This window comes from Propionibacterium acidifaciens, assembly GCF_003798325.1.
Classification (GTDB): domain Bacteria; phylum Actinomycetota; class Actinomycetes; order Propionibacteriales; family Propionibacteriaceae; genus Propionibacterium; species Propionibacterium acidifaciens.
In genome coordinates this window covers 1727780-1753612 of record NZ_CP033719.1, presented here as the reverse complement: position 1 = coordinate 1753612, position 25833 = coordinate 1727780, and the positions used below count along the sequence as shown (strand labels likewise).

Annotated in this window: 22 protein-coding genes and 1 pseudogene; 11 read left to right on the top strand and 12 right to left on the bottom strand. The window is 72.6% G+C overall.

The features are described from left to right. Positions 1-275 precede the first annotated feature (275 nt). Positions 276-1709: an argininosuccinate synthase gene (gene argG, locus EGX94_RS07350; protein ID WP_021797882.1), complete on the top strand. Its 1434-nt coding sequence runs from the start codon at positions 276-278 to the stop codon at positions 1707-1709. A gap of 302 nt (positions 1710-2011) precedes the next feature. Then, a complete protein-coding gene (locus tag EGX94_RS07345; protein ID WP_021797898.1) occupies positions 2012-2758 on the top strand; it encodes an NAD-dependent protein deacylase in 747 nt (248 codons plus the stop codon). A gap of 160 nt (positions 2759-2918) precedes the next feature. Here EGX94_RS07345 and tpx read toward each other — a convergent pair whose 3' ends face one another. After that, entirely contained in the window at positions 2919-3419 is a 501-nt protein-coding gene (tpx, locus tag EGX94_RS07340; protein WP_021797893.1) for a thiol peroxidase, read from the bottom strand. 448 nt (positions 3420-3867) lie between these two features. Between tpx and EGX94_RS07335 the strand changes: the two genes are divergently transcribed. After that, complete coding sequence (locus EGX94_RS07335; protein WP_028706308.1) at positions 3868-5964, top strand: glucose PTS transporter subunit IIA; 2097 nt, start codon at positions 3868-3870, stop codon at positions 5962-5964. A gap of 75 nt (positions 5965-6039) precedes the next feature. On the opposite strand, the gene EGX94_RS07330 is transcribed toward EGX94_RS07335, so the two are convergent. Continuing rightward, positions 6040-6723, bottom strand: coding sequence for a GOLPH3/VPS74 family protein (locus EGX94_RS07330; RefSeq protein ID WP_021797364.1), 684 nt, complete (start codon positions 6721-6723; stop codon positions 6040-6042). Positions 6724-6944: 221 nt separating this feature from the next. Next, on the bottom strand, positions 6945-8216 hold the full coding sequence (gene serS / locus EGX94_RS07325) for a serine--tRNA ligase (RefSeq protein ID WP_021797361.1): 1272 nt from the start codon (positions 8214-8216) through the stop codon (positions 6945-6947). A gap of 75 nt (positions 8217-8291) precedes the next feature. Here serS and EGX94_RS07320 point away from each other — a divergent pair, with 75 nt between their 5' ends. After that, on the top strand, positions 8292-9893 hold the full coding sequence (locus tag EGX94_RS07320; RefSeq protein ID WP_021797363.1) for a diacylglycerol kinase family protein: 1602 nt from the start codon (positions 8292-8294) through the stop codon (positions 9891-9893). Here EGX94_RS07320 and pheA read toward each other — a convergent pair. Together pheA and aat are read right to left on the bottom strand one after the other, a co-directional pair. Beyond that, positions 9809-10759 carry a prephenate dehydratase gene (pheA, locus tag EGX94_RS07315; protein WP_051383778.1) on the bottom strand — a complete coding sequence of 317 codons (951 nt, stop codon included), beginning with the start codon at positions 10757-10759 and terminating at the stop codon, positions 9809-9811. The genes EGX94_RS07320 and pheA overlap by 85 nt on opposite strands. 108 nt (positions 10760-10867) lie before the next feature. Beyond that, positions 10868-11668 (bottom strand): leucyl/phenylalanyl-tRNA--protein transferase, encoded by an 801-nt coding sequence (gene aat, locus EGX94_RS07310; protein ID WP_021798152.1) that lies wholly within the window; start codon positions 11666-11668, stop codon positions 10868-10870. 128 nt (positions 11669-11796) lie between these two features. On the opposite strand from aat, the gene EGX94_RS07305 reads away from it, so the two are divergent. Beyond that, positions 11797-12258, top strand: coding sequence for a hypothetical protein (locus tag EGX94_RS07305; protein ID WP_123826113.1), 462 nt, complete (start codon positions 11797-11799; stop codon positions 12256-12258). Positions 12259-12379: 121 nt separating this feature from the next. Here EGX94_RS07305 and EGX94_RS14170 read toward each other — a convergent pair whose 3' ends face one another. Both EGX94_RS14170 and EGX94_RS07295 read right to left on the bottom strand, forming a co-directional pair. Continuing rightward, positions 12380-13015, bottom strand: a complete 636-nt coding sequence (locus EGX94_RS14170) for a LysM peptidoglycan-binding domain-containing protein (protein WP_196807781.1) — start codon at positions 13013-13015, stop codon at positions 12380-12382. Positions 13016-13270: 255 nt separating this feature from the next. After that, positions 13271-14557: a citrate synthase gene (locus EGX94_RS07295; RefSeq protein WP_021798267.1), complete on the bottom strand. Its 1287-nt coding sequence runs from the start codon at positions 14555-14557 to the stop codon at positions 13271-13273. A gap of 382 nt (positions 14558-14939) precedes the next feature. Here EGX94_RS07295 and EGX94_RS07290 point away from each other — a divergent pair, with 382 nt between their 5' ends. Next, complete coding sequence (locus tag EGX94_RS07290) at positions 14940-15653, top strand: EcsC family protein (RefSeq protein WP_021796763.1); 714 nt, start codon at positions 14940-14942, stop codon at positions 15651-15653. 63 nt (positions 15654-15716) lie between these two features. Here EGX94_RS07290 and alr read toward each other — a convergent pair whose 3' ends face one another. Together alr and argF are read right to left on the bottom strand one after the other, a co-directional pair. Then, a complete protein-coding gene (gene alr, locus EGX94_RS07285; RefSeq protein ID WP_021796758.1) occupies positions 15717-16847 on the bottom strand; it encodes an alanine racemase in 1131 nt (376 codons plus the stop codon). A 399-nt stretch (positions 16848-17246) separates the two neighbouring features. Then, on the bottom strand, positions 17247-18248 hold the full coding sequence (argF, locus tag EGX94_RS07280; RefSeq protein ID WP_028706302.1) for an ornithine carbamoyltransferase: 1002 nt from the start codon (positions 18246-18248) through the stop codon (positions 17247-17249). Positions 18249-18566: 318 nt separating this feature from the next. Here argF and EGX94_RS07275 point away from each other — a divergent pair. The 5 genes and pseudogenes from EGX94_RS07275 to EGX94_RS07255 all read left to right on the top strand — a co-directional run. After that, positions 18567-18785, top strand: a pseudogene (locus EGX94_RS07275) (WhiB family transcriptional regulator); the annotation flags it as partial. 218 nt (positions 18786-19003) lie between these two features. Next, a complete protein-coding gene (locus EGX94_RS07270) occupies positions 19004-19459 on the top strand; it encodes a low molecular weight protein-tyrosine-phosphatase (RefSeq protein ID WP_021796756.1) in 456 nt (151 codons plus the stop codon). Between the two features lie 105 nt (positions 19460-19564). Then, a complete protein-coding gene (locus tag EGX94_RS07265; RefSeq protein WP_021796761.1) occupies positions 19565-20398 on the top strand; it encodes a type 1 glutamine amidotransferase family protein in 834 nt (277 codons plus the stop codon). Further along, positions 20395-21081 (top strand): response regulator transcription factor, encoded by a 687-nt coding sequence (locus tag EGX94_RS07260; RefSeq protein WP_269210595.1) that lies wholly within the window; start codon positions 20395-20397, stop codon positions 21079-21081. The genes EGX94_RS07265 and EGX94_RS07260 overlap by 4 nt, the downstream gene beginning before the upstream one ends. Further along, positions 21075-22514: a sensor histidine kinase gene (locus tag EGX94_RS07255; protein ID WP_377174333.1), complete on the top strand. Its 1440-nt coding sequence runs from the start codon at positions 21075-21077 to the stop codon at positions 22512-22514. Before EGX94_RS07260 ends, EGX94_RS07255 begins: the two co-directional genes overlap by 7 nt. 66 nt (positions 22515-22580) lie before the next feature. On the opposite strand, the gene EGX94_RS07250 is transcribed toward EGX94_RS07255, so the two are convergent. From EGX94_RS07250 to EGX94_RS07240, 3 genes are all read right to left on the bottom strand, one after another. Beyond that, entirely contained in the window at positions 22581-23777 is a 1197-nt protein-coding gene (locus EGX94_RS07250) for an MFS transporter (RefSeq protein ID WP_021796760.1), read from the bottom strand. Then, positions 23774-24451 (bottom strand): TIGR00266 family protein, encoded by a 678-nt coding sequence (locus EGX94_RS07245; RefSeq protein WP_021796759.1) that lies wholly within the window; start codon positions 24449-24451, stop codon positions 23774-23776. The genes EGX94_RS07250 and EGX94_RS07245 overlap by 4 nt, the downstream gene beginning before the upstream one ends. 130 nt (positions 24452-24581) lie before the next feature. Next, the gene (locus EGX94_RS07240) at positions 24582-25613 is read right to left on the bottom strand and encodes a DNA-3-methyladenine glycosylase family protein (protein WP_123826111.1); all 1032 of its coding nucleotides are present in this window, start codon (positions 25611-25613) and stop codon (positions 24582-24584) included. Positions 25614-25833 lie beyond the last annotated feature (220 nt).

Here is a 25833-nt window from a genome sequence, read left to right as displayed (position 1 = left end):
CCGGGCGCGCACGTCCGGGCCGGTCGCCCCGAACCGCCGAGGACCGTGCCGGCGCGTCGCCCCGCCTGACTCCGGGGCAGGCCCGGACCGGCCGCTCGAACCGTTGAGGACCGCGCCGGCGTCGCTCGCGCCAAGTGCCGCGGGGACCGGCCGCCCGCTCCCCGCCGAATGACACCGAATGAACCCACTCGACATACTTATTCTTACCAAGGAATAGTACTCACCTGTTTCACGCTCAAGAACGGGTTCGACATCGCATATTTTTCAGGTTATGCTTGGTTCCCGTGAGCAAAGTACTGACGTCTCTCCCCGTGGGCGAGCGGGTCGGCATCGCATTCAGCGGTGGCCTCGACACCAGCTGCGCCGTCGCCTGGATGCGCGAAAAGGGCGCCATCCCGTGCACCTACACCGCCGACATCGGGCAGTACGACGAGCCCGACATCGCCTCGGTGCCGGGCCGGGCCGGGCAGTACGGCGCCGAGCTCAGCCGTCTCGTCGACTGCCGCGAGGCGCTCGTCGAGGAGGGCCTGTCGGCCCTGGCCTGCGGCGCCTTCCACATCTCGAGCGCCGGCAAGTTCTACTTCAACACCACGCCGATCGGCCGCGCGGTCACCGGCACGCTGCTCGTGCGCGCCATGGCCGAGGACGACGTCTCCATCTGGGGCGACGGGTCCACCTACAAGGGCAACGACATCGAGCGCTTCTACCGCTACGGCCTCATGGCCAACCCGGCGCTGCGCATCTACAAGCCCTGGCTCGACGAGGACTTCGTCACCGAGCTCGGCGGGCGCGACGAGATGAGCACCTGGCTCACTGAGCACGACCTGCCCTACCGCGACTCCAAGGAGAAGGCCTACTCCACCGACGCCAACATCTGGGGCGCGACGCACGAGGCCAAGACCCTGGAGCGTCTCGACGTCTCGATCGAGACCGTCGAGCCCATCATGGGCGTCCGCTTCTGGGATCCGTCGGTCGTCATCGAGCCCGAGGTCGTCACCATCGGGTTCGAGCAGGGCCGCCCCGTCTCGATCAACGGCGAGGAGTTCGACTCGCCCGTCGACCTCGTCCTGCGGGCCAACGAGATCGGCGGACGCCACGGCCTCGGCATGAGCGACCAGATCGAGAACCGCATCATCGAGGCCAAGAGCCGCGGCATCTACGAGGCCCCCGGCATGGCACTGCTGTTCATCGCCTACGAGCGGCTGGTCAACGCCATCCACAACGAGGACACCATCACCAACTACCGCACCGAGGGCCTGCGCCTGGGCCGCCTCATGTACGAGGGCCGCTGGCTCGACCCGCAGTCGCTCATGATCCGCGAGTCGATCCAGCGCTGGGTGGCCTCCGTCGTCACCGGCGAGGTCGTGCTGCGCCTGCGCCGCGGCGACGACTACTCGATCCTGCGCACCGACGGCCCGGCCTTCAGCTACCACCCGGAGCGTCTGTCGATGGAGCGCGTCGAGGACGCCGCCTTCGGCCCGCTCGACCGCATCGGCCAGCTGACGATGCGCAACCTCGACATCTCCGACTCGCGCGCCCGCCTCGAGCAGTACGCCGCCCAGGGCCGGCTCACCGGCGGCGAGGCCGCCAAGCTCGTCGGCCGGCTCGAGGCCGGCAAGTCGTCCGAGATCGCCGACAACCCTCTGCACGCCGGCGAGACCGAGGCGACCCCGCTCGACAACGCCGCCATGGAGACCGGCACCGACTGAGCCCCACCGATCCCGTCGTCCGGATACCGGCCAGTCATCCGACCGGTACCCGGGCGACGTGCGCCCGCCCCGGCGGCACCCCGCCGCACGAAGGCGCGCGGTGCGTCGGGCCGATGACCCCGCCGGGCGGCGCATCGGCCCGATGTCCTGGACGCCGCGTCCCGCGCGTACCGGCCGGCGGGCCAGGGGGACCGTGCAGCACCGCGTCGGCCCACGCCCCGCTCGGCTCGCATGCGGTCCCCTCGCCCGATGGGCAACCCCGCACCGGCGCCGACGCGGCCGAAAGCACCTAATGTGGGGTCATGAGCGTTGTCGACGAGCTGAGCAGCATTCTGGCAGGGGCCTCGCGGGCCGTCTTCTTCGGCGGGGCGGGCGTGTCGACCGAGAGCGGCATCCCCGACTTCCGGTCGGCCACGGGCCTGTACACGACCCACGCGGGCGGGGCGTACCCGCCCGAGTACATGCTCTCCCACAGCTGCTGGCGTGACCGCCCGGAGGACTTCTACGAGTTCTACCGGGCGACCATGCTCCATCCCGAGGCCCGCCCGAACGCCGCTCACACGGCGCTCGCCAGGCTCGAGGCGGCCGGCCGTCTGGCGGCGGTCGTCACCCAGAACATCGACGGCCTGCACCAGATGGCCGGTTCGCGGACCGTCCACGAGGTGCACGGCTCGGTGCTGCGCAACCACTGCACGGGCTGCGGCCGGTCCTACCCGGTCGAGGCGATCGCGGACTCCACCGGCGTCCCGCGCTGCGACGACTGCGGAGGCATCATCAAGCCCGAGGTCGTCCTCTACGAGGAGGGCCTCGACATGGACGTCATGGCCGCCGCCGTGGAGGCGATCGGCCGCGCCGACGTGCTCATCGTCGGCGGCACCTCCCTCAACGTCTACCCGGCGGCGGGGCTGCTCGACTACTTCCGCGGCGAGCCGCTCGTCCTCGTCAACAAGTCGGCGACACCGGCCGACCGGCGCGCCGACCTCGTCGTCCACGACTCGATCGGCGCCGTGCTGGGCGCCGCGACCGACGAGGCCCTCGGGGAGGCCTGAGCGCTGAGGCGCGCCTCCGCGTCCCCGGGCCCCGGCGGCGCACCGTTCGGGACGGCATCCGGGTCGGGAGGCGATGAACGCCGTCCGCGCGCGAGCCGGGATCGCCGAACAGCCCAGACCTTCGAGAACATGGTGGCGTCGCCCGCGCACGGCGCCGGGCTCAGGCGAGCGCGGCGACGGCGGCGTCGTAGTCGGGCTCGTCGGTGACCTCGGGCACGAGCTGGGTGTGGATGATCGTGCCGTCCTCGTCGATGACGACGACGGCACGGGCCAGGAGGCCCTTGAGCGGGCCGTCGGTCATGCGCAGGCCGTAGTCCCTGCTCATCGCGTGCGAGCGGAAGGCCGAGCCGGTGACGACGTTCTCGATGCCCTCGGTGGTGCAGAAGCGCCCGGCGGCGAACGGGAGGTCCTTCGAGACGCACACGACGGTCGTGTTCTCGAGGCCGGCCGCGAGCTCGTTGAACCGGCGGACGCTCGTCGCGCACACCGAGGTGTCGAGGCTCGGGAAGATGTTGAGGACGACGCGGCGGCCCGCGAGGCCCGCGAGAGTGACGGGGCCCAGGTCGACGCCGACGAGGTCGATCTCGGGGGCCCTGGAGCCGACGGCCGGAAGCTCGCCGCGGGTGTGGACGGGGTTGCCGTGGAAGGTGATGTCTGCCATGCCTCATGTCTACGGCATGCGCGGCGCGGGTGGGAGCCTTTCACCCACGAGCTGAGCGCATCCGGCCTCATGGGAGTACGGACGGCGCCCGCACGGGCGCATGCCCCTCCGGCCGGCTCTCCACCGAGACGGGCCGGGCCCGGCGGCGCCCGCGCGGGCGCATGGGCCGCGCGCCCTCCGCACAGACCCGGCGCAGATCCCCGCCGCCGCCCGCGCCGACGGGCGGGCACGAGGTCGGGGCGGCCGCCCGGCGAGCCCCGGTGCGCCCGCGCGGGCGCACCGTTCCGCGTCAACGCCCAGCCAACGCTCACTGAGAACGACGCACATCGTGGATTTCCCCACCAGCGACCCCATCTGCCTCTACTCTGAGGGGAATCCCGGGGGCTCCGGCCCTCGGGCCCCTTCCAGCCGGCGGCACGGAGGCCGCCGGTGTCATCAAGGAGCAGCCATGGCCCAGAAGACGAGCGACGCCGCGGCGATCATCGAGGCACTGGGAGGCCCCGGCAACGTCGTGAGCCTCACCCACTGCGCAACCCGATTGCGCTTCCAGTTGCGCGACGGCTCCGGCGTCGACAAGAACGCCGTCGAGCGGATCCCCGTGGTGATGGGCGCGGTCCCGCAGACCGGCGACCGCTACCAGGTCGTCATCGGCGGCGCCGTGGCCACCGTCTACAACGACATCATGGCCCTGCCGCAGATGGCCGAGGCAGGAGCCGGCGGCGACGACAGACCCACCGACGCCGAGGTCAAGGCGGCCGCCCGCGCCGGCGGCATCCGCGGCCGGTTCAACTGGGTGGACTCCTTCTTCGAGTTCCTGTCCGACTCGTTCCGCCCGATCATCGGCGTGCTGCTCGGCGCCTCGCTGTTCATCACCTTCATGGCCCTCATGAGCACGCTCCACGTCATCGGCAACTGGTCGAGCGGCGAGGCCCAGCTGACCCCGGGCTGGGCATTCATCAACCTGTGCTGGCGCTGCGTCTTCTACTTCCTGCCGCTCATGGTGGCCTACAACGCGGCCAAGAAGGTCGACGCCGACCCGTGGATCGGTTTCTCCGTCATGGCCGTGCTCCTGCTGCCGGGCTTCTTCTCGGCCGACAACTCGCTGCTGGCGAGCGCGCACGTCTCGCACATCCTGGGCCAGGACATCCACATCGTCCGGGCCTTCGGGCTGCCGCTCACGATCTTCGACTACGGCTCGCAGGTCTTCCCGCCGCTGCTCATGGCCGGGGTGCTCGGGCCGCTGTACAAGCTGTTCAAGAGGATCATCCCCGACAACCTGCAGCTCATCTTCGTGCCCTTCCTGTGCATGCTCGTCATGATCCCGCTCACCGCGTTCGTCCTCGGCCCGATCGGCGTCTACGCCGGCGCCGGCCTGTCGACCGCGCTGAAGGCCGTCAACGACCTGTCGCCGTTCATCTTCTGCCTGCTCATCCCGCTGCTGTACCCGTTCATGGTGCCGCTGGGCCTGCACTGGCCGCTCAATGCCGTCATGCTGCTCAACATCAGCACGATCGGCTACGACTACATCCAGGGCCCGATGGGCGCCTGGAACTTCGCCTGCTTCGGCGCCTCGGCCGCCGTCCTGGCCATCTCGATCAGGGACAGGGACGCCGAGATGCGCCAGACGGCGACCGGCGCCGTCGTCGCCGGCCTGCTGGGCGGCATCTCGGAGCCGAGCCTGTACGGCATCCACCTGCGCTTCAAGCGCATCTACCCGCGCATGCTCATCGGCTGCGTCGTCGGCGGCCTCATCCAGGGCATCGGCGGCGGCGTCGTCACCCACGCCTTCGTCTTCACCTCGCTGCTGACGATCCCGGCCTTCAGCAACATCCCGCTGTACGCCATCTCGGTGGGCGCGGCCTTCATCACCGCGTTCATCGCCGTCTTCCTCTCCGACTACCGCACGCCCGAGCAGAAGGCCGAGACGAAGGAGCACCAGGCGCGCGAGCGCGCCGAGCACGAGGTCAAGCGGATCGGGCACGAGGCCCGCAGGACCGAGCACGGAGCCGGGAGGGCCGCCGCTCCCGCCCCGGCGAAGACGGCCCTCGAGCCGGGCGCCGTGACCCGGGTCCTCTCGCCGCTGGCCGGCCGGGTCATCCCCCTCGACCAAGTGCCCGACCCCGTGTTCAGCGCCGGGACCGTCGGCAAGGGCGTCGGCATCGAGCCGACCGGCACCACCGTCGTGGCCCCCGGCGACGGCACGATCGTCGTCGCGCAGGCCACCGGCCACGCCTTCGGCATCAAGCTCGACAACGGCATCGAGCTGCTCATCCATGTCGGCATCGACACCGTGAACCTCGAGGGCCGGGGCTTCGAGGTGAAGGTGGCCAAGGGCGACCGTGTCAGGACCGGCGACCCGCTCGTCACCTTCGACCCCAAGGTTATCACCGAGGCCGGCTACTCGCTGGTCACCCCAGTGCTCGTGACGAACGGCCGCAGGTTCGCCGAGGTCACCCGGCTCGCCGAGGGCGGAGTGAACCCGGGCGACGCCATCTTCGAGACGAAGGCCAAGCCGCCCAAGGAGCCCCGGCCCGCCGCCGGGTGACCGTCACGGAGCGGACACGACGCAGGCCCCCGCGCCGGTGCGCGGGGGCCTGCGTCGTCGGTGCGGCCGGGCGAGTCAGACCATCGTCGAGGCCGACAGCTGCGTCATGTACGAGAAGTACTCGGCCAGCGCCATGGCCAGGCCGTCATCCTCCCAGCTGCGCTCGGCGATCTCGCGGGCCCGCCGCTTCATCGGCTTCGCCTCCAGACGGGGGAAGACGGCGGTCAGCGAGTGCGAGGCGTAGAGCAGGGCGATGAGGGCGCGGGTGCGGTCGTCCGGCTCCGCGCCGCCGAGGGCCGCCCGCACCCGGGCGCGCAAGTCGATCTCGGTGCTCGCATCGCCCTCGGGGTAGCGGGTGAGCGGGATGAGTCCGAGCAGCTTGATGTGGCGCTCGCGCAGGATGCCGGCCTCAACGAGGTGCTGCAGCTCGTAGGAGCGCAGCGAGCGGGCCGGGCCGGGCCGCGACGAGAAGGGTCCGACAAGGGTGGAGATGGCCTGGTCGTAGGTCTTGCCCTCGACGGCCTCGACGATGTAGCCGAAGAACTCCCCACTCGGCTCGTTCTCGCCCTTGGCGAGCAGTTTCGTGCCCTTCGGCCCGTCGACGAAGACGAGCTGGCCCTTCGCGACGAGCTCGACGATCTCGGCCGCGGCGATGGTGAAGTTCACCGTCGTCAGGTCGCGGACGAAGCCGCCCTTCCGGTCGTTGAGGACGAGCAGCAGGTACTCCGCCGCAAGATTCAGATTCGCTGTGGTCGTCATGGTCCGGACCCCCTGTGGTGCGGTGCGCACCCTCCCTCGGGTGCATGTGCCCATTATGTCCCCGGCCAGCGCCGACGCGCCCTCCTCCCCGGGCGATCGTCCCGGCTCCTGGACGAGTACGGGCGAACGGGCCCGGCGCGCCCCGACGGATCCGCCCCGGCGCGGCCGGTTGTCCCCGTCGGCGAGGGCGGCGTCGTGGGGCGCGTCCCAGCGACCCGCCCTCAGCGCGCGGTGAAGAGCTCGCGGCCGCCCAGCCAGGGGCGCAGCACCTCGGGGACGGCGACGGAGCCGTCGGCCTGCTGGTGGTTCTCGAGGATCATGAGAATCATGCGGCTCATGGCGCACAGGGTGCCGTTGAGCGTGGCCAGGGGCTCGATCCGCTTGCCGTCGCGCATGCGGATGCCCAGCCGGCGGGCCTGGAACTGAGTGCAGTTCGATGTCGAGGTGATCTCGCGGTACCGGCTCTGGGACGGCACCCAGCCGTAGCAGTCGTACTTGCGGGCGGCCGAGGCGCCGAGGTCGCCGGAGGCCACGTCGAGCACCTCGAAGGGGATGCCCAGGGCGGCGATGAACTCCTTCTCGTGCTCCAGCAGCCGCTGGTGCTCGGCGACGGCGTCCTCGGGGCGGCAGTAGGTGAACATCTCGAACTTGTCGAACCAGTGGACGCGGAAGATGCCGCGGGTGTCCTTGCCGTACGAGCCGGCCTCGCGGCGGTAGGCGGGGCTGAAGCCGGCCAGGCGGATCGGCAGCTCGCCGGCGTCGAGGATCTCGTGCGAATGGTAGGCGGCCAGCGGCACCTCGGCCGTGCCGACGAGATACTGGTCGTCGCGCTCGAGGTAGTAGACGTCGTCGGCGGCCTGGCCGAGGAAGCCGGTGCCCTCCATGGCCTCGGGGTTGACCAGGGCCGGCGGGATCATCGGGACCAGGCCCCATTCGAGGGCCTTCGACAGGGCGAACTGGATGAGGGCGAACTCGAGCATGGCGCCCGGGCCCGTGAGGAAGTAGAAGCGGGAGCCGGAGACCTTGGCGCCGCGCTCCATGTCGATGGCGCCGATGCCCTCGCCGAGGTCGAGGTGGTCGCGCACCTCGATGCCCTCGGCGGCGAAGTCGCGGGGGGTCCCCACCGCGTCGATGACGTAGAGGTCGTCCTCGCCGCCGAGCGGGACGTCCTCGAAGACGATGTTGCCGAACTGCTCGACGACCTCGGTCCAGGCGGCGTCGGCCTCGTCGGCGGCCGTCTGGAGGGCCCTCACCTGCGCCGCCAGCTCCCTGGTGCGGGCCAGCAGGGCGGCCCGCTCGTCGCCGGAGGCCGCGGCGATCCGGGCGCCGAGCGACTTCTGCTCGGCGCGGGCGCTCTCGAAGGCGCTGATCGAGGCCCGGCGCGCCTCGTCCGCGGCGAGCGCCTCGTCCACGAGCGCCACGGACTCGCCGCGGGCCCGCTGAGAACGACGGACACGATCGGGGTCGGTGCGCAGCAGCTTCGGGTCGATCATGGGGGCAAGCCTACCGTCCGGGCCCCGACGCCCGGCGGCGTCGTCGCTGCCGCCGTCGCCTGAGAGAATCGTCGCGTGACCACCCGGACGTTCAGCCGCTTCAACCTGTGGGTCATGTGCCTCTTCGCGCTCGCATTCGGGGCCTGGACTCACCTGGCGCTGCGCACGCGGGCCCTCGCCGGCCTCGACGCCCTCAGCGACGTCCCGCACCTGCTGCCGGGCTCGACCGGCGAGCAGATCGCCGCCGCCGGCGCCCTCGTCACGCACCCGCTCATCATCTTCCTGACCCTGCTCGGCCTGGGCGCGTGGACCTGGCGCCGCAGACTGCGCCACCTCGCGGTGGCCGTCATCGCCTCCGGCCTGGGCAGCTGGCTGGTCTGCGTCCTCCTCAAGAGGCTCATCGGACGCCCGCGCCCGCCCTCCCCGCTGGAGGGGCTGCTCACCTACCGGGGCTCGGCGTACCCGAGCTCCCACATGGCGCTCATCGTCGCCGGGGCGATGACGGCGATCGCCGTGAGCACGACGACGCGCCAGTCGCGCGCCACCGTGCTCGGCTGGCGCGTCGCCGGCGTGACGGCGATCGCGCTGGAGGCGGCCGACCGCTTCGCCCTCAACGCCCACCGCCCCACCGACATCGTCGGCGGCGCCCTGCTCGGCGGCCTGGTGACCTCGTGCGTCCTGCTCCTGGCCAGGGTGCGCATGCTGCCGCTCATCGCGACCCGGCGGCACAGCACCCCGCGCCCGGTCGGCGGGCTGTGCGCCGTCATCTACAACCCGATCAAGCTGGCCGACGAGATGGTCTTCCGCCGACAGGTCGTCGACGAGCTGACCGGGCGCCACTGGCAGTCCCCACTGTGGCTGCAGACGACGCCCGAGGACCCCGGCGCGGCACAGGCCGCCGAGGCCATCGCCCGCGGCGCCGACCTCGTCATCGTCGCCGGCGGCGACGGCACCGTGCGCATCGTCACCCAGGCGCTGGCCGGTTCGGGGATCCCGATCGGTCTCATCCCGGCCGGCACCGGCAATCTGCTCGCCAAGAACCTCGGGCTGCCGCTCGACCAGGAGGACGCGATCTTCGTCGCGGTGAACGGCCAGCCGCAGGACATCGACCTCATCCGGCTCGTCGTCGACGGACGGACCGGCGAGCCCTATCGTTTCGCCGTCATGGCGGGCATCGGCTTCGACGCCCGCCTCATGGCGCGCACGAACGACGCGCTGAAGAGGATGATGGGCACCGCCGCCTACGTCGTCTCGGCGGTGCCCGAGCTGCTCGCCAAGCCGCACCGCGTGCAGATCAGCGTCGACGGGGCCAAGCAGGTGCGCGGCAACGCCGTGCTCACGGTCATGGGCAATATGCCGTCCATCGGCGGCAACGTCATGCTCATCCCCGACGCCGACCCGACCGACGGGCGCATGGAGATGATCGTCGGCTCCCCGTCGGGGCTGTCGAGCTGGGCGCGCATGGCCACCCGCGTCCTCACCCGCATCGGCGCCGACCGCTCCCTCGAGCGCTACGCGGGCCGCGCGATGAGCGTGCGGATGGACGCGCCGATGCCCTTCGAGCTGGACGGCGACACCGTCGGCGAGGGCTCCTACTTCGAGGCGGAGGTGGACCCGGGGGCGGTGTCGGTCATGGTGGCCTCGAGCCCGGCGAACCACTGGGAGGCGGCCTCGTAGTCGCCGTTGCCGGCGCCGGGACGCAGGACGGGGCGCACCCCGTCGGCGCGCGGATAGCTCCCCAGGAAGACGACCTCCTTGCAGATCCGTCGGAGGCCCTTGAGCGCCTCGGCCATCCGGGCGTCGGCGATGTGGCCCTCGGCGTCCATGCTGAAGCAGTAGCTCCCGAGCGCGGTCTTGGTCGGCCGCGACTCGATCCGGCACAGGTTGACCCCGCGCACCGCGAGCTGCTGGAGGATCGCCAAGAGGGCGCCCGGCTCGTCGTGGGCGATGTGGGCGACGAGCGTCGTCTTGTCGGCTCCGGTCGGCGCGGGCCCGTGCCCGGGTCTGGCGACGAGGACGAAGCGGGTGACTGCCGCGTCGTTGTCGGCGATGTCGGTGGCGAGCGGCACCAGGCCGTACATCTCGCCGGCGACGGCCGCGCAGACGGCGGCGTCGAAGCCGGAGTCGGGGTCGGCGACGGTCCGGGCGGCGCCGGCGGTCGAGCCGCGCTCGATGATCTCGGCGCCCGGCAGGTTCTCCGCGAGCCAGTCGCGCACCTGGGCGGCGGCATGCGGGTGGGTGATGACCCGGCGGATCCGGTCGATGCCCGTGCCGGGACGCGCGCACAGGGTGAAGCGCACGCCCACGAGCACCTCGTGGAGGATCCGCAACGGCTCGGCCCCCGGGTCGGCCAGGTTGTCGAGGGTGGCCGAGACGCCGCCCTCGACGGAGTTCTCGATCGGCACCATGACGGCCTCGACCCGGCCGGCGCGCACGGCGTCGAGGGCCTGGGCGACGGTGCGGAAGGGGATCGCCTCGGCCGTGTTGTACGACAGCAGGGCCTGGTGCGTGAAGGTGCCCGCCGGGCCGAAGTATCCGAGCATGCCCACGAGCCTAGGCGATGGGCGGCCCCCGCCCCGGCCGTGTCCGCCCGGGCGCCCGGAGTCCCCGGGGCCGGGCGCGGAGCGCCCCGCGGCGACCGGCCCGCGCGATCAGGACGCGGCGCGACCCCCGCACCGACCGGGGACGCCGCACCCGTGGGAGCCGGTGGCGCTTCGCTCGGATGATTCGAGGGCGCGGCGCTCGTACGATTCAAGGGCGCTGCGCGCCCGGCTGACGCTCGTCGCGGGCGCGGGCCAGGCCACATCGGCGCATTCCAGGGCCCGCCCGAGAAGCTCGAGATAGCGCCGGCGCGGCACCTCGACGCCGCCGAGGCCGGCGAGATGAGGGGTGAGCCACTGCATGTCGAGCAGGCGCCCGGCGCCGTCGGCGCTCAGCTCGTCGACGAGGCGGACGAGCGCCGTCTTCGACGCGTCACGGCCGTACCGCGGGTCGTGGAACATGGACTCGCCGGCGAAGAGCCCGCGCACACCGACACCGTAGAGCCCGCCGACCAGGCGGCCCCGCCCGTCCCAGGTCTCGACGGAGTGCACCCGGCCGCGCTCGTGGAGCTCGGTGTAGACCGCGCGGATGTCCTCGTCGATCCAGCCGTGGGGACGCGAGGGATCGGCGCAGCCGTCGAGCACCCGTGCGAAGGCCCTGTCGACGCTCGTCGTGTAGCGCCCGAGCGACTTGCGCAGGCTCCGGCTGACGTGCAGCCCCGACAGCGGAAGGATCCCCCGACGCATCGGCGACCACCAGCCGATGCCCTCGTAGCCGGACTCGTGGAGCGGCATCGGGAAGACGCCGGAGGCGTAGGCGGCCAGGGTGAGATCGGCGTCGAGCCCGGCGGTGAAGCCGATGAGATCCTGGTCGGGCCAGTCGCCCACGTCGCCGAAGAGTTCGCAGATCACGGCCCCAATGTATGCGCCCGGCGCCCATGCGCCTCGACACGCATGCGCGCCGTCCGCCAAGGGGCCGACGGCCGACTCATCCTCTCGGCGGATGACAAGCGCACCGGCCCGAGAGTTTAATGGAGCGCATGACTCACATGCCCACCGGCTGGCCGAGCGCCGCCGACCCGTACGGCTTCGGCGCCCCGCGTCCCCCCGTGGAACCGCTCTCCCCCCAGGACCGGCCTCCGACCGTGACGCGCAACGACGCCCTGGCCGCGATGGAGGCGAGCGCCGAGCTCGGCCCCGGCCTGCGCCGGGACGTCGTGGACGCCTTCGTCGCCGACGTCAACGCGAAGCTGGCCGCCGACTGGCAGCAGCGCGAGTACCGGCGCCAGCAGGACGAGCAGCGCGGGACCGCGGAGCGGCGGACCCGCACCCGCGATCTGGTCATCTGCCTGTCCTTCGCCATCCCCCTCACCGGGATCGCCGTCGACGCCGGGGGCCTCCTCGGCGCGCTCATCTCGTGGGCGGGCATCGTCCTGGTCGCCGGAGCGGCGGGCCTGCGCCGGGGCGGCCGCTCGGACGGTCGGCGCGAGCTGGGGCGCTGAGGAGGGCCCTCACGACGTGCCGGTGGGCGGGGGCTCCGCCACCGGCACGAGGCAGACGACCGCAACGGCACGACGAGGGGGCCCCGCCGGCGGCGGGGCCCCCTCGTCGTGGGATCGGGGATCAGACGTTGATCGTCTCGCCGGCGTAGATGAGGTTCGCGTCGACGATGCCGGAGTTCAGCGCCGCGAGGTCCTGCCACGTGGTGCCATGGGCCTCGGCGATGGAGCTGAGGGTGTCACCGGCCTGGATCTCGTAGGTGCCGGTGGCCTCACGGCTGGCGCTGTAGTCGGCGCCGCCCGAGTAGTCGGAGGAGTAATCGGCGCTCTGGGAGTAGTCGGCCCCCTGCGAGTAGTCCTCCGAGTAGGACGACGAGGTGTCCTGCGAGTAGCCGGAGGAGCCCTCGGTGTTGGTGCCGCTGTAGGACTGCCCGCTGGAGCCGTACTGCCCGCAGACCGGCCAGGCGCCGATGCCCTGGCTGTCGAGCACGCGCTCGGCGACGGCGATCTGCTCGTCGCGGGAGGCGCTGGAGGCGCTGCCCGAACCGCCGTACGCGTTCCAGGTGCTCTGGGAGAACTGAAGGCCACCGTAGTAGCCGTTACCGGTGTTGATGCCCCAGTTGCCGCCGGACTCGCAGTTGGCGATGGCGTCCCAGTTGACATCATCTGCTGACGCGCTCTGCGCCGCAGTCACGGAGACGCCACCGGCCAGGGCAGCCGCAGCCGCAACGGAAGCAATTCGAGAGAGTGTCTTAGCCATGTCCCCCATCATGGCCTGGTTCCTGAGAAAAGCCAAATCGTTTTCTCAGGTTCTCTCAGGATTGAGCGCTTCCTGTCAGGTTGCACCCCTAGTCGGAGAAGTTTCCTGTGAGAATGGGAGAACCTCCTGAGCGGACCCCTCAGGATCACTCCGGGAGGCCGGCGCGCGGGGCGGTCAGGGGCCGGCGCACGGGCCCCGCGCACCCCGTCGCCCCCTCGGGCCGCCCCGGGGTGCGCCGCCGGCCGGGGGAGCCCCTCAGCGGTCCTCGAGGTCGATCCACGGCCGCTCGGCCGGGCCGATGTAGATCTGGCGGGGACGGTAGATGCGGGTGCCCTCGTTGAAGGCGATCTCGCGCCAGTTGGCGATCCAGCCCGGCACCCGCCCGATCGCGAACATCACCGTGTACATGCTCAGCGGGATGCCGAGCGCGCGGAGGATGACGCCGGAGTAGAAGTCGACGTTCGGGTAGAGGTTGCGCTCGACGAAGTAGTCGTCGGCGCGGGCGACGTCGGCGAGCTCGCGGGCCAGGTCGAGCAGCGGATCCTCGATGCGCATGGCCTCGAGCAGCTCGTCCGCCACCGCGCCGAGGAGCCTGGCGCGCGGATCCATCGTCTTGTAGACGCGGTGGCCGAAGCCCATGAGCCGCACGGAGTTCCTGCGGTCCTTGACGTCGTCGAGGAACTGCCGGGGGGCGACGCCGTCGCGGCGCAGACGCTGGAGCATCTGGACGACGGCGACGTTCGCGCCGCCGTGGCGCGAGCCCCACAGGGCGTCGACGCCCGCCGAGCACGAGGCGTAGAGGTTGGCGTTGCCCGAGGCCACCATGCGCACCGTCGAGGTGGAGCAGTTCTGCTCGTGGTCGGCGTGCAGCATGAAGAACAGGTCGAGCGCGTGGGCCTGGGCCTCGCTCGGGTAGAACTCCTTGTAGGGCAGCGAGAACATCATGTGGAGGAAGTTCTGCGCGTAGCGGTGGTCGTGGCGCGGGTAGACGATCGGCTCGCCGACCGAGGTCTTGTAGGAGCCCGCGGCGATGGTGCGCACCTTCGACATGAGGTTGGCGGCGTAGCGCTCGAGCATCGCGTCGTCGCCCGAGTCGATCTTGGGGCGGTCGTGCGCCGACAGCGCGTTGATCATGGCCGAGAGGATCGCCATCGGGTTCGTGTGCTCGGGGAAGGCCTCGTAGTGCTTGGCCATCGAGGTGTGCAGCGCGGCGTTCTCGGTGAGCAGGTCGCTGAAGCTCTGCGTCTGCGCCTCGGTGGGCAGGTGGCCGAAGATGAGCAGCTGGGCGACCTCGAGGAAGTCGGACTTCTCGGCGAGGGTCTCGATCGGGATGCCGCGGTAGCGCAGGATGCCCTTCTCGCCGTCGATGAAGGTGATGGCCGAGCTGCACGAGCCGGTGTTGCGGTAGCCCTCGTCGAGGGTGATGAGACCCGACTCGGCGCGCAGCGAGCTGATGTCGATGGCCCGCTCGCCGCAGCTGCCGACCGCGACGGGCAGCCGGTAGACCTTCCCGTCGATCTCGAGTCTGGCGAATTCCGTCACGATCCGTCCTTCCCTACGCCGATGGCCGCCCCGGGGCGGGGACGGCGCGCCCGATCGGCAGCGCCGCACCGCACGGGCGGGAAACCGTGCCGGCGGAAGACCAGTGACGCCGCCGCCGAGGCGCGGTAACCGGTCCATATTACGATCGCCCGCCCGTCCGGTCGACACCGGAGCCCGCACCGGAACGCCGGGCCGCACGACGCCCGAGGGCCCGCGACCCCGGGCCGGCGCGGGGCACGGGGAGCCCCGCGGTCGGCGGGCCCCGCAGGCCCCGGGGCCGGCCCCGGGATTACGGTGGGTGCACGCCACCCCGCGGACTGGCGGGCCGACCAAGAACGGCCGACCCCGGGATACGGTGGGTGCACCCCGTCCAGGAGGTTCCATGGCAGTCATCAAGAAGCCGTCGGCGGCGGACGTCGGCGGCGCGCTCGTGTCGATCGTCCCGGTGGTCGCCCCGACCCCCACCGCGAACGTCATGCGCTACCTGGCCGACTACGCCATCAACGGCGTCGCGAGGCTGCCCGGCGCCCGCGAGGCGGCGGCGACCGCCCTCGGCCACCAGAAGGGCGGCACCGAGGCCGCCATCGACGCCGTCACGCGCGCCCACACCTCCATGGCGGGCGCCCAGGGATTCCTCACGAACCTCGGCGGGATGATCACGGCCCTCGCCGGCGTCCCCGCCAACCTGGCCGCCGTCACGGTGATCCAGACGCGCATGGTCGCGGCGATCGCCCACCTGCGCGGCTACGACTTGGACGACCCGCGCGTGCGCCAGGCCGTGTGGATCACGCTGCTGGGGCACCGCACGGTCGAGTCGCTCCTCTCCGAGGGGAAGCTGCCGAGCACGCCGCTGGGCGTCGCGACGGCCCCGGTCGCCGACGACGCGCTGGAGCAGCAGATCGCCGAGCAGGTGCTGAGCTCGCTGCTCGGCCGCGCCGGCACGAAGCAGACGGTCGCCTTCCTCGGCAAACGGGTTCCGATGATCGGCGGCGGCGTCGGCATGGCCACCGACGGCTACACCACCTGGACGGTCGCGCGCTACGCGCGCCAGCAGTTCGTCGTGCGCCGGTCCATCACGCCGACCGACGTCGAGTAGGCCCCGCCCCCCGGGCGGTCGGGACGAGCCCCCGGCAGGGCAGCGCGGACGGGACGGCGCGCCTCAGTACGGCATGCGCGTCACGCGGGGCGTGACGAGCGTCGTCACCTCGTAGTTGATCGTGCGGGCGCGTTCGGCGAGCTCGTCGGCGGTGATCCGCTGGTCCCCGTCGGCGCCCAGGATGATGACCTTGTTGCCCGGGCGCACGCCGTGGTCGTCCTCGGCGCCCAGGTCGAGCATCGTCTGGTCCATGCAGACGCGTCCGGCGATCGGAAAGCTGCGGCCGTTGACGAGCATGCGCCCGACGTTGGAGTTGAGGCGGCTGAACCCGTCGCCGTAGCCGATCGGGACGGTGGCGATCCAGCGGTCGGTGGGCGCCCGCCAGGTGCGGCCGTAGCCGACCGTCGCACCGGCCGGGACGCGCTTGACCATGCTCACGCGGCTGTGGACCGACATGACCGGTTCGAGGTCGACCGTGCGGGGAGTGGTCGGGTCCGGGTACATGCCGTAGAGGGACACGCCGGGACGCACCATCGTGAGGCCGGCCAGGTCGTGCCCGAGTACGGCCGCCGAGGCGCCGCCGTGGACGAGGGGCACCGGCGGCAGGCCGCGTGCGGCGCGGTCGGCCTGGATCGCGGCGACCGTGTCGGCGAACAGGCGCAGCTGGTCGACGGTGAAGTCGTGCCCCTCGGGGGTGTCGCTCACCGGAAGGTGCGTGAAGACGCCCTCGAGGACGAGGCCCAGCTCATCGATGCGGCGGGCGACGGGGACGGCGTCCTCGGGCGTGCAGCCGATGCGCCCCATGCCGGTGTCAACGGCCAGATGGACGTTGACCCGCCCCATGTCGCCCGCGACCCGGGCCACGAGGACGGCGCTGGCGCCGTCGACGACGGTGGGGGTGATGCCCGCGGCGAGCTGCTCGGCGAGCTCCTCGGGGAAGGAGTGCGACAGCTTGAGGATCGGCAGCGAGACGCCGGCGTCCCGCAGTTCGATGCCCTCGGGAACGGTGGCGACGCCGAACCAGTCGACGAGACGACGGCGCTCCAGGACGTGCGCGACGTTGACGGCGCCGTGGCCGTAGGCGTTCGCCTTGACCGCGGCGAGGACCTTGCGGCCGCCGGCCCGCTCGCGCAGGGCGCGCGCGTTCACGGTGAGGGCGTGGAGGTTGATCTCGGCGTGGGTCGCGTAGAGCATGTGCTCATGGTGTCACCGCCCGTCCCGGGCCCCGCGCCGCGTCCACACCCGCACAGAGTGCGCACAGCGGATCGCAAAGACACTGGTCAGGGCCACCAAGCGGAGCGCCTCAGGGGTAGTGGGGCGAAAACTCCGGGATCATTCAGGGGGCCGACGTCCCCCGCCGGGGAGGCGTCTCCCGTCACCCGGTGACGGGACGGGAATTCCGGGAGCGCTCAGGGACGACTCGGGACCGTCGCGGCTACGGCCCCGTCCCGCCGATACGAGTACCGGGGCCAGCCGCCCCGTCCCGCCCCGACACAGGGCGCGCCCCGGCCCCCGCCTCCGCGCCGGCACCCGGGTCGTGTCCGAGGCGCGGACCCCGGGACGGCCATCGCGGGACGGGCCGCCGGGGCGCGGTCACCGCCCGGCCAGGGTGGCCACCATGACGGCCTTGATCGTGTGCATGCGGTTCTCCGCCTCGTCGAAGATGACGTCGGCGTTGGCCTCGAAGACCTCGTCGGTGATCTCGAGGGCGTCCATGCCGGTGGCCTCGTAGACCCGCCGGCCGACCGCGGTGCCCAGGTCGTGGAAGGCCGGCAGGCAGTGGAGCACCTCGACGCCGGGGTTGCCGGTGGCCTCGAGCAGGGCCCGGTCGACCTGGTAGTCGCGCAGCAGCTCGATGCGCTCGGCCCACACCTGCTCGGGCTCACCCATCGAGACCCACACATCGGTCGAGAGGAAGTCGACGCCCTCGACGGCCCCGAGGTCGTCGGTGACGGTCAGGCGGGCCCCGGTCGTCGCGGCGATGCGGGCCGCGGTGTCCCGCACCCAGGGCTCGTTCTGCAGCGGGACCGGCGCGATGATGCGCATGTCCATGCCGGACAGGGCGCCGGCCACGAGGTGGGAGTTGGCCTCGTTGAAGCGGGCGTCGCCGATGTAGGCCACCGAGACGTCCTGGAGCCGGCGCCCGGTGCGCTCGGTCATCGTGAGCTGGTCGGCGAGCATCTGGGTGGGGTGCCACTCGTCGGTCAGGCCGTTCCACACCGGGACGCCGGCCTCGGCGGCGAGCTCCTCGACGCGCTCCTGCCCGAATCCGCGGTACTCGATGCCGTCGAACATGCGGCCCAGCACGCGGGCGGTGTCGGCGATGGACTCCTTGTGGCCGAGCTGCGAGCCGGAGGGGTCGAGATAGGTGACGTGGGCGCCCTGGTCGTGGGCGCCCACCTCGAAGGCGCAGCGCGTGCGCGTGGAGGCCTTCTCGAAGAGCAGCGCGATGTTCCGCCCGACGAGGTGCTGGCGCTCGGCGCCGGCCCGCTTGGCGGCCTTCAGCTCACCGGCGAGGCGGAGCAGATGGGCCCACTCCTCGGACGTGAAGTCGGCTTCCTTCAGGAAGCTGCGGCCGTGCAGATCCACTGACATGAGTTCTCCCCCGGGTTCGAGAGGCACACTCTACCGGCCCCGGCGCGACCCGCCCCAGCAGCCGGTCGATGACCGCCGTTCCCACCGCGACTTGCGCCGATTGATGAAACCGAGTAAGCACTGAGGCAACGCAAGCAACGATCGATGGGGCAGCATCGTTGAAGTTTGCGCTGCACGGCGACCAACGGGGTTCGCAGCGCTCTCTTCACCTCGGTCATGGCCCACCCGGGCCGATGCACCTCCACCACTGGGGAAGGAGAACCCGATATGACGGCGCGCAGCGAGGGGCGCCCAAGAACAGGCGAGGAATACGAATGGATGATGCGCGCCAGCTGCCGGGGCATGGGCGATGACCTCTTCCCCGAGGCCTCCGGACAGCAGAGCGCGCGGGGCATCTGCAAGAAGTGCCCCGTCCGACGCGAATGTCTCGCCGTGGCCCTGGACGATCGCATCGAGTGGGGCGTCTGGGGCGGCATGACCGAGCGGGAACGCAGGGCGCTCCTGCGCGAGCGGCCCGGTGTCAAGAGCTGGTGGGACGCCTTCGGCCTCAACGCCATCAAGGCGACGATGCCCAGGGGCGGGCCCGGTGCGGACGCCGCCCTGGGACGGGCCCGCAGGACCTCCCTCTCCGTCGCGGCCCGGGGCATCGGCATGGCCGGGAGCGGCTCGCCGTCCGTCCGGGGCACGAGCGCGCAGGGCCCGGACGGCGCTCCGGGGCCGGGCGGGACGCGCGGCGCCACCCGCCGGGAGCGTGCATGAGCCGAACCGACCTCGTCTTCGTCTGCCTCGGCAACATCTGCCGGTCCACGATGGCCGAGCAAGTCGCCAGGGCGCGGACCCGGCTGGCCGGCCTGCAGCTGGGCATCGGCTCGGCGGGCATCAGCGACGAGGAGCACGGCAACCCGATCGACCCGCGGGCGGCACGCTGCCTGCGCGCCCACGGCTACGAGCCGGGCGAGCACCGCGCCCACCGCATCACCCGCGACGAGCTCGGCGCGCGGCTCCTCGTCGCCATGGAGACCTACCAGGTCGACCGGCTCGTCGCGCTCGGCGCCGCCGGGCCGGTGCGGCTGCTCACCGACTTCGTCCCCGGACGCGAGGGCACCGACGTGCCCGACCCCTGGTTCGGCGGCCCCGCCGGTTTCGAGTCGACCCTCGAGGTGATCGAGGCGGCCATGCCCGCCCTGCTGGACGAGGCGGTCCCCCGGTGAGCGCCCCTCCCCCGCGGTGGCGGGTCCCTCGACGTCCCCCGGCCGATCGGAACTTGCCCGCGGGCACGCCCCGGCCTCCCGGCACCGGCTCGGTAGGCTGAGCCCATGAGTGTTCTCCTGTCCGGCGCCGATCCGCGGCTGCTGCCCGAACCCGTCCTCGCACGGTTCGTCGCGGCGGCGACGGCGCGCGGCGGACGGGTGGCGGTCGTCGTCGGGGCCGGGAGCGACCCCGAACCGTTCGAGGGGATCGCTGCGCGGCTGAACTCCGCCGGCCCGGTCGAGGTCGAGGCGCTGCCCCTCGCCCCGGGCGCGCCGCTGGCGCTGCCCGATGATCCCGCCCGGCTGGGCGGTCTCGTCGTCACCGACGTCGACGCGGCGACGCTGCTCGCCGCGCTCGGCGAACGGCTCGCCCCGCTCGCCCGCACGATCCGCGGCGGGCTCGCCTACCTGGGCCTGGGCGCGGGGTCGCGCCTGGCCGCCCGGCACGCCATCGTCTCCGGTTCGCTGTCCGACGGCCGCCGGATCGCCGACGAGGCCTCGGGCCCCGGCGAGCTGGTCCTCGCCGACGGGCTGGCCCTCGTCGGCACGACGATCGAGACCGACACCGACGCGCACCAGCGCCTCGAGCGGGCCGTCACCGCCGTCATCACGAGTCCCGCCGCATACGCGCTCGCCCTCGACGAGAGCGTGACGCTCCTCGTCGATCCGGTCAGCGGCTCCCACGAGGCGCTCGGCGCCGGCATCGTCCAGTGGCTGCACTGCGACGGCGGCGACGTGCGCATCCGCCGCACCCGCGCCGTCACCCTCACCCCGGCGCCCACCGGGGACGCGCCCGCGGCGGCCGCGGGCGACCCCGCCCCCTCCCCGGGACCCACCGGCGGCCCGACCGGGGTCGACCCGTCAGCACCCGCCAGTGGGAAGGCCTCCTCATGCCCATGACAATCCTCGTCGTCGACGACGACCAGGCCGTCCGGGACTCGCTCGCCCGCTCTCTGCACTACAGCGGCTACGAGGTCGAGACCGCCGACGACGGCGTCGATGCGCTCGCCAAGCTCTCGGCCATGCGCCCCGACGCCGTCGTCATGGACGTCATGATGCCCCGCTTGGACGGCCTGGAGACCACCCGGATGCTGCGCGCCAGCGGCAATGACGTGCCGATCCTCGTCCTGACGGCCCGCGACGCCGTGGGCGACCGGGTCGACGGCCTCGACGCGGGCGCCGACGACTACATGGTCAAGCCCTTCGCCCTCGACGAGCTGCTCGCCCGGCTGCGCGCGCTCACCCGCCGCAACCATCCCGACCAGAACCAGGCCGACGAGACCCTCACCTTCTCGAACCTCACCCTGTCGCCGACGACCCGCGAGGTCACCCGGGGCGGGCGCCACATCACGCTCACGCGCACCGAGTTCGCGCTGCTCCAGACCTTCATGAAGAACCCGACGAAGGTGCTCGAGCGCAGTTGGCTGCTCAACGAGGTCTGGGGCTTCGAGTTCCCCACGACGGCCAACTCGCTGGAGGTCTACATCGGCTATCTGCGCCGCAAGACCGAGCAGGGCGGCGAGCCGCGCCTCATCCACACCGTGCGCGGCGTCGGCTACGTCCTGCGCGAAGCCGCATCGTGAGACGGCTCCTCGTCCGGCTCCGCCGGGCCTCCGAACGCGGCGGCCGCGACCTCCAGCAGCGCTTCAGCATGCTCACGGCGATCTCCGTGGCGATCGCCGTGCTCGTCGTGGGCACGATGACCTACGTCGTCACCCAGCGCGCCCTCTACCGCGAGATCGACGAGGAGCTGGTCACGGCGGCCGGCTACATGGTCGCCCCCATCCAGTCCGACGTGACGGGCCTGGGCGGGCTGAACAGCACCTCGCTGGCCGCGGCCAACGTGAACGTCGTCCTCGTCAAGTCCGACCGGACGATCATCCGCGTGCAGGACGAGAAGGTCTCGATCGAGCCGGGCTCCCCGGAGATCCGGGTGGCGCGCATGCAGTACGGCAAGTCGGCGCGCACCGTCGAGATCGGCTCCACCCACACGAAGTACCGCCTCGTCGCCGTGCCGATGGAGTCCGAGGACAACGCCGGCTACGCGCTCGTGCTGGCCCGCCCGCTCGGGCCGCTGCTCAGCACGATCGAGTCCCTGCGCGTCACGACCCTGTGGCTCGGCCTGGCCTTCGTCGCCCTGGCCGCCTTCCTCGGCTTCCGCGCCGGCGCCACGGTCATGCGCCCGCTGCGCCAGCTCTCGGACGCCGTCAAGCACGTCACCGCGACCGACACGTTCACGCCCGTCGGCTCGACGAGGGACGACGAGCTGGGCGACCTGTCGCGCAGCTTCGACCAGATGATGGTCTCCCTGGAGTCCAGCCGCGAACGACAGAAACGCCTCATCGCCGACGCCGGGCACGAGCTGCGCACCCCGCTCACCTCGATGCGCACCAACGTCGAGCTGCTCGTGGCCGATGAGAAGTCCGGCATGCTCCCGCCCGGCGCCCGCGCCGAGATCCTCGACGACGTGGCGGCCCAACTCGGCGAGTTCACCTCGCTGGTCGGCGACCTGGTGCAGCTCAGCCGCGACGACGTCGTGCTGCCGAGCCCCGAGCCCCTCGACTTCGCGGACGTCGTCAACGCGGCCGTCACCCGGGCGAAGAGGCGCGGCAAGGGGCTCGTCTTCGACGTGAGCACCGAGCCCCACTTCGTCGTCGGCGAGCCGGACACCCTCGAGCGCGCCGTGACGAACCTGCTCGACAACGCCGTGAAGTTCAGCCCCGAGGGCGGCACCGTCCACGTGCGGCTCGCCGACGGCACGCTCACCGTCTCGGACGAGGGCCCCGGCATCGCGCCCGAGGACCTGCCGCACATCTTCGACCGCTTCTACCGCTCCAACAAGGCGCGCAACACCCCGGGCACCGGCCTGGGCCTGTCGATCGTGGCGCACACGGTCGGCGCGCACGGCGGCATGGTCGGGGCCGACAACGTCCCCGGCGGGGGCGCCATGTTCACGCTTCGTCTGCCCCCCGCCCCGCCCGAGGCCCTCAAGGCCGCGGAGGGCTCCGAGGACTGACCGCGGACGCCCCGAGCCCCGGGGTCGGCCCCTCGGGGATCGGGGACTTCCCGAGCGCGCCGCCCGTCAGGCGTCCCCCGGCCCGCCCAGCAGCGGGGACAGCGCCAGCACGCACACCGCCGTGCCGGGCAGCAGGAGCATGGCCGCGCGCAGGTCGACGGCGTCACCGACGGCCCCGATGAGGATCGGGAAGAGCACCATGCCGATGCGCATGACCCACGTGGTGACGGTCAGGCCCACGCCGGGCGCGACGCCGGGCACCCGGTCGCCGGCGTGCATGGCGGCGGGCACCATCGTCGCGATCCCCCAGCCCGCGCCGGCGAAGCCGACGAGCGCGGTGGCGGGCGCGGGCAGCCCGACGGCCAGGGTCATCGTGGCGACGCAGACGAGGGCGCCCAGCTGCACGGTGCGTCGTGGACCGAGACGATCGACGATGCGGTCCCCGAGCAGCCGGCCGGCGGTCTGGGCGACCATGAGCGAGACGAATCCGAGGCCGGCGACGAATGCCGGGACGGTGAACCGATCGGTCATGTAGAGCGGTGCGAAGGCGCTTCCGCCCTGCTCGATGCCGCCCCCGAAGGCGCCCAGCGCGCCGAGGCCGACGAGCACCGCGAGGGATCGCGGGGTCAGCCCGGCCGCCCCGGGGCGAAGGCCGTCCCCCCGGCCGTCGTGGGCGCCGGCGCCCGGCAGCATGAGCGCCCGGGCGAGGACGGACAGGGCCGCGCAGACGACGAGCGTCCCGACGCCCTGGGCCATGAGGGGCACCCGCAGCTGGGCCATGGCCGAGCCGACGAGTCCGCCGGCGACGGCCCCGATGCTCCACCAGCCGTGGAAGGAGTTGAGGATCGAACGCCCGTACTCGCGCTGCAGGACGAGCGCGTGGTAGTTCATGGCCGTGTCGGTCAGCGCGTCGAAGGCGCCCATGACGAGCATCGCCACGGCCGCCCACGGCAGCGAGGGGGCTCCGGCGAGCAGCAGCAGCGCGCCGGTCGAGACGATCTGGAAGACGGCGGCCGTCGTGCGCGAGCCGAGCCAGGCCATGAGCCCGGCGGCGGCCCATCCGAGGGCGATGCCGCCGATCGGGCAGAGCCCGAGGACGAGGCCCCAGTCGGCCGTGCTCGCATGGAGGCGCTCGATGATCCAGGGGTAGCGGGGCACCATCGAGGCGAAGGTGGCGCCGTTGACGACGAAGATGACGAGCACCCCCGCGCGCGCCGCGGCGAGGCGGCCGGGGACCCCGCTCTCCTCGCGGCCGCGGGTCACGAGTTCGCGGAGTGCGAGGTGATGTAGGCGTTGAGATCGCGCGGGTTGCGCGACTGGAGCAGGACGCGCCCCGGGCCGGTGAAGAGGAAGACGAAGCCCTCGCCGCTCTTGACCGTCCGCCACAGGCTGGAGCTCGACTGGCGCAGCTCGACGGACATGCCCATGTCGTACGAGACGACGTGGCCGGTGTCGATGATGACCTGCTCTCCGGGGCCGAGGTCCATGACGTCGAGGGCGCCGTAGACGCTCACCAGGGCCTGCCCCTCGCCGAAGGCGCGCAGGCCGAAGCCGCCCTCGCCGCCGATCAGGTTGCGGGCGCCGGCCCACTTCGTCTCGGTGGAGACGCCGTAGGAGTTGGCCACCCAGGAGCCCCGGGTGATGAACTGGTCGCGGCCCGCCGTGATGGGCAGGGCGATGATGTCGCCGGGCAGGGTGCCCACGACGTCGGCCCAGCCGCCCTGCGGGGGCGCCGTGACGGTCGAGACGAAGAAGCTCTCGCCGCTCAGCACCGACCGCTTGAGGCCCGCCAGGACGCCGCCGTTGGTGTTCGCGTCGACGGTCATGGCCGCGCTGTAGGCCATGAGGGCGCCGCCCTGCACGGTGACGGGCTCATTGCCGGCGAGCAGAAGGCGGGCCACACCGAATGACGGTGTGTGTCGCAGTTGAATCTCCATGCGCACAGTCTTCCAGAGAACGGCCCGGGGAGGGACGACCCCGCGGCAGGGGCGGACCGGCCGCGGGGCCGTGACCGGGTCGCCGCGGGCCCGGGCCGCCCGCGGGGGCCACCGGGCGTCCGGTCGGATCTCACCATCGGCCGCGGGACGGGCGCCCGCGAGAACTGCGGCGCGCCCCCGGGTCGATGCCCGGCACGTGCCCCGGCAGGCCCAGGCGGGCACCGCGCCGGTCGGCGCGGGCCGTGGCGGGCGCCAGGAGCAGTTCGACCCGGTAGCGGTGCGGGCGGTAGGGGGCGAGGGCCCGTTCGGCGTCCTCGTCGCCGCCGCGCGCACCGGTGAGGGCCACGGCCATGAGCCGCGGAACGTGGAAGTCCCCGACGCTCCACGCGTCGGGGTCGCCCCAGGCCCGCTGGAGCACCCGGGCCGCCGTCCACGGGCCGATGCCCGGGACCGCCTGAAGCAGCACGGAGCGCCCGTCACCATCATCGGCCCTGGTCAGGGCGCGGTCAAGAGAGGCGCAGCGGCTCATGGCCGCGCGCAGGGCCCCGGCCCGGCGCGCATCGACGCCAGCGCGGGTGAACTCGAAGCTCGGCACGCGGCACCACTCGCGGGCGCTCGGCGGCACCCTCATGCGGGCGGCCGGGGCCCCCAGCGGCCCGGCGGGCAGGGGCGGCACCCGACCGTGGCGGACGACGATCCGGTGCAGTCCGCCGAGGGCCTCGGGGCCCGTGACCTTCTGCTCGATGACGGCCGGCGCGAGGGCCTCGGCAAGGTTGTCGGTGGCCCCGATGCGCAACCACCGGTGGGCCGCGTGCGCGGCGGCGAGCACCGGGGAGCGGGCGGCCAGGGCCCCGAAGCCGGACGGATCGTCGTGGCAGCCCAGCAGCCGGGGCGCCTGATCGAGGACCCACGAACCCCCGGGGCCCCAGGCACGCACGCGCACATCGGGCCCCTCACCGAGCAGCTCGACGAGGGCCGGGCCCTGCCCGGTGCCGGTGGCGCGCAGCCAGTGCCTCGGCGCGAGCCGCTGGTGGGTGGGGTCGCCCGGGCCGCCGGCCAGACGCGCGATCATCTCGTCGAGGCGGTGCGCCGCCCCGGCGACGGTGCGCGAGCCGGCCGCACGGGCCGTCCGGGCACCGTCCGTGGTGGTACTCGTCATCATGGCCCCGACACTAGACGGCGGCACCGACAGATCCGGGGCGGACGATGCCCGCTCCCGGGCCCTGCGGCGGGGCCCGACCGGAACGGCGCGGTGTCGCCGCAGGGCCCGTCCGGGGCGCCGTCCCCGGAGAACCCCAGGCACGACGAGTTGTCCACAGGAGTTGTCCACACTGTGTACAACTCACATCCCTGTAATTACGCGGCTGTGCGGCCGGGGCGGG

Coding starts and splice junctions, on each gene's coding strand:
- EGX94_RS07240 (WP_123826111.1), bottom strand. CDS start 25,613: ATGATGACGAGTACCACCACGGACGGTGCCCGGACGGCCCGTGCGGCC.
- EGX94_RS07265 (WP_021796761.1), top strand. CDS start 19,565: ATGAGTGTTCTCCTGTCCGGCGCCGATCCGCGGCTGCTGCCCGAACCC.
- argF (WP_028706302.1), bottom strand. CDS start 18,248: ATGTCAGTGGATCTGCACGGCCGCAGCTTCCTGAAGGAAGCCGACTTC.
- alr (WP_021796758.1), bottom strand. CDS start 16,847: ATGCTCTACGCGACCCACGCCGAGATCAACCTCCACGCCCTCACCGTG.
- tpx (WP_021797893.1), bottom strand. CDS start 3,419: ATGGCAGACATCACCTTCCACGGCAACCCCGTCCACACCCGCGGCGAG.
- EGX94_RS07330 (WP_021797364.1), bottom strand. CDS start 6,723: ATGACGACCACAGCGAATCTGAATCTTGCGGCGGAGTACCTGCTGCTC.
- pheA (WP_051383778.1), bottom strand. CDS start 10,759: ATGCTCGGATACTTCGGCCCGGCGGGCACCTTCACGCACCAGGCCCTG.
- EGX94_RS07270 (WP_021796756.1), top strand. CDS start 19,004: ATGAGCCGAACCGACCTCGTCTTCGTCTGCCTCGGCAACATCTGCCGG.
- EGX94_RS07245 (WP_021796759.1), bottom strand. CDS start 24,451: ATGGAGATTCAACTGCGACACACACCGTCATTCGGTGTGGCCCGCCTT.
- EGX94_RS07290 (WP_021796763.1), top strand. CDS start 14,940: ATGGCAGTCATCAAGAAGCCGTCGGCGGCGGACGTCGGCGGCGCGCTC.
- EGX94_RS14170 (WP_196807781.1), bottom strand. CDS start 13,015: ATGGCTAAGACACTCTCTCGAATTGCTTCCGTTGCGGCTGCGGCTGCC.
- EGX94_RS07260 (WP_269210595.1), top strand. CDS start 20,395: ATGACAATCCTCGTCGTCGACGACGACCAGGCCGTCCGGGACTCGCTC.
- EGX94_RS07305 (WP_123826113.1), top strand. CDS start 11,797: ATGACTCACATGCCCACCGGCTGGCCGAGCGCCGCCGACCCGTACGGC.
- EGX94_RS07345 (WP_021797898.1), top strand. CDS start 2,012: ATGAGCGTTGTCGACGAGCTGAGCAGCATTCTGGCAGGGGCCTCGCGG.
- EGX94_RS07335 (WP_028706308.1), top strand. CDS start 3,868: ATGGCCCAGAAGACGAGCGACGCCGCGGCGATCATCGAGGCACTGGGA.
- serS (WP_021797361.1), bottom strand. CDS start 8,216: ATGATCGACCCGAAGCTGCTGCGCACCGACCCCGATCGTGTCCGTCGT.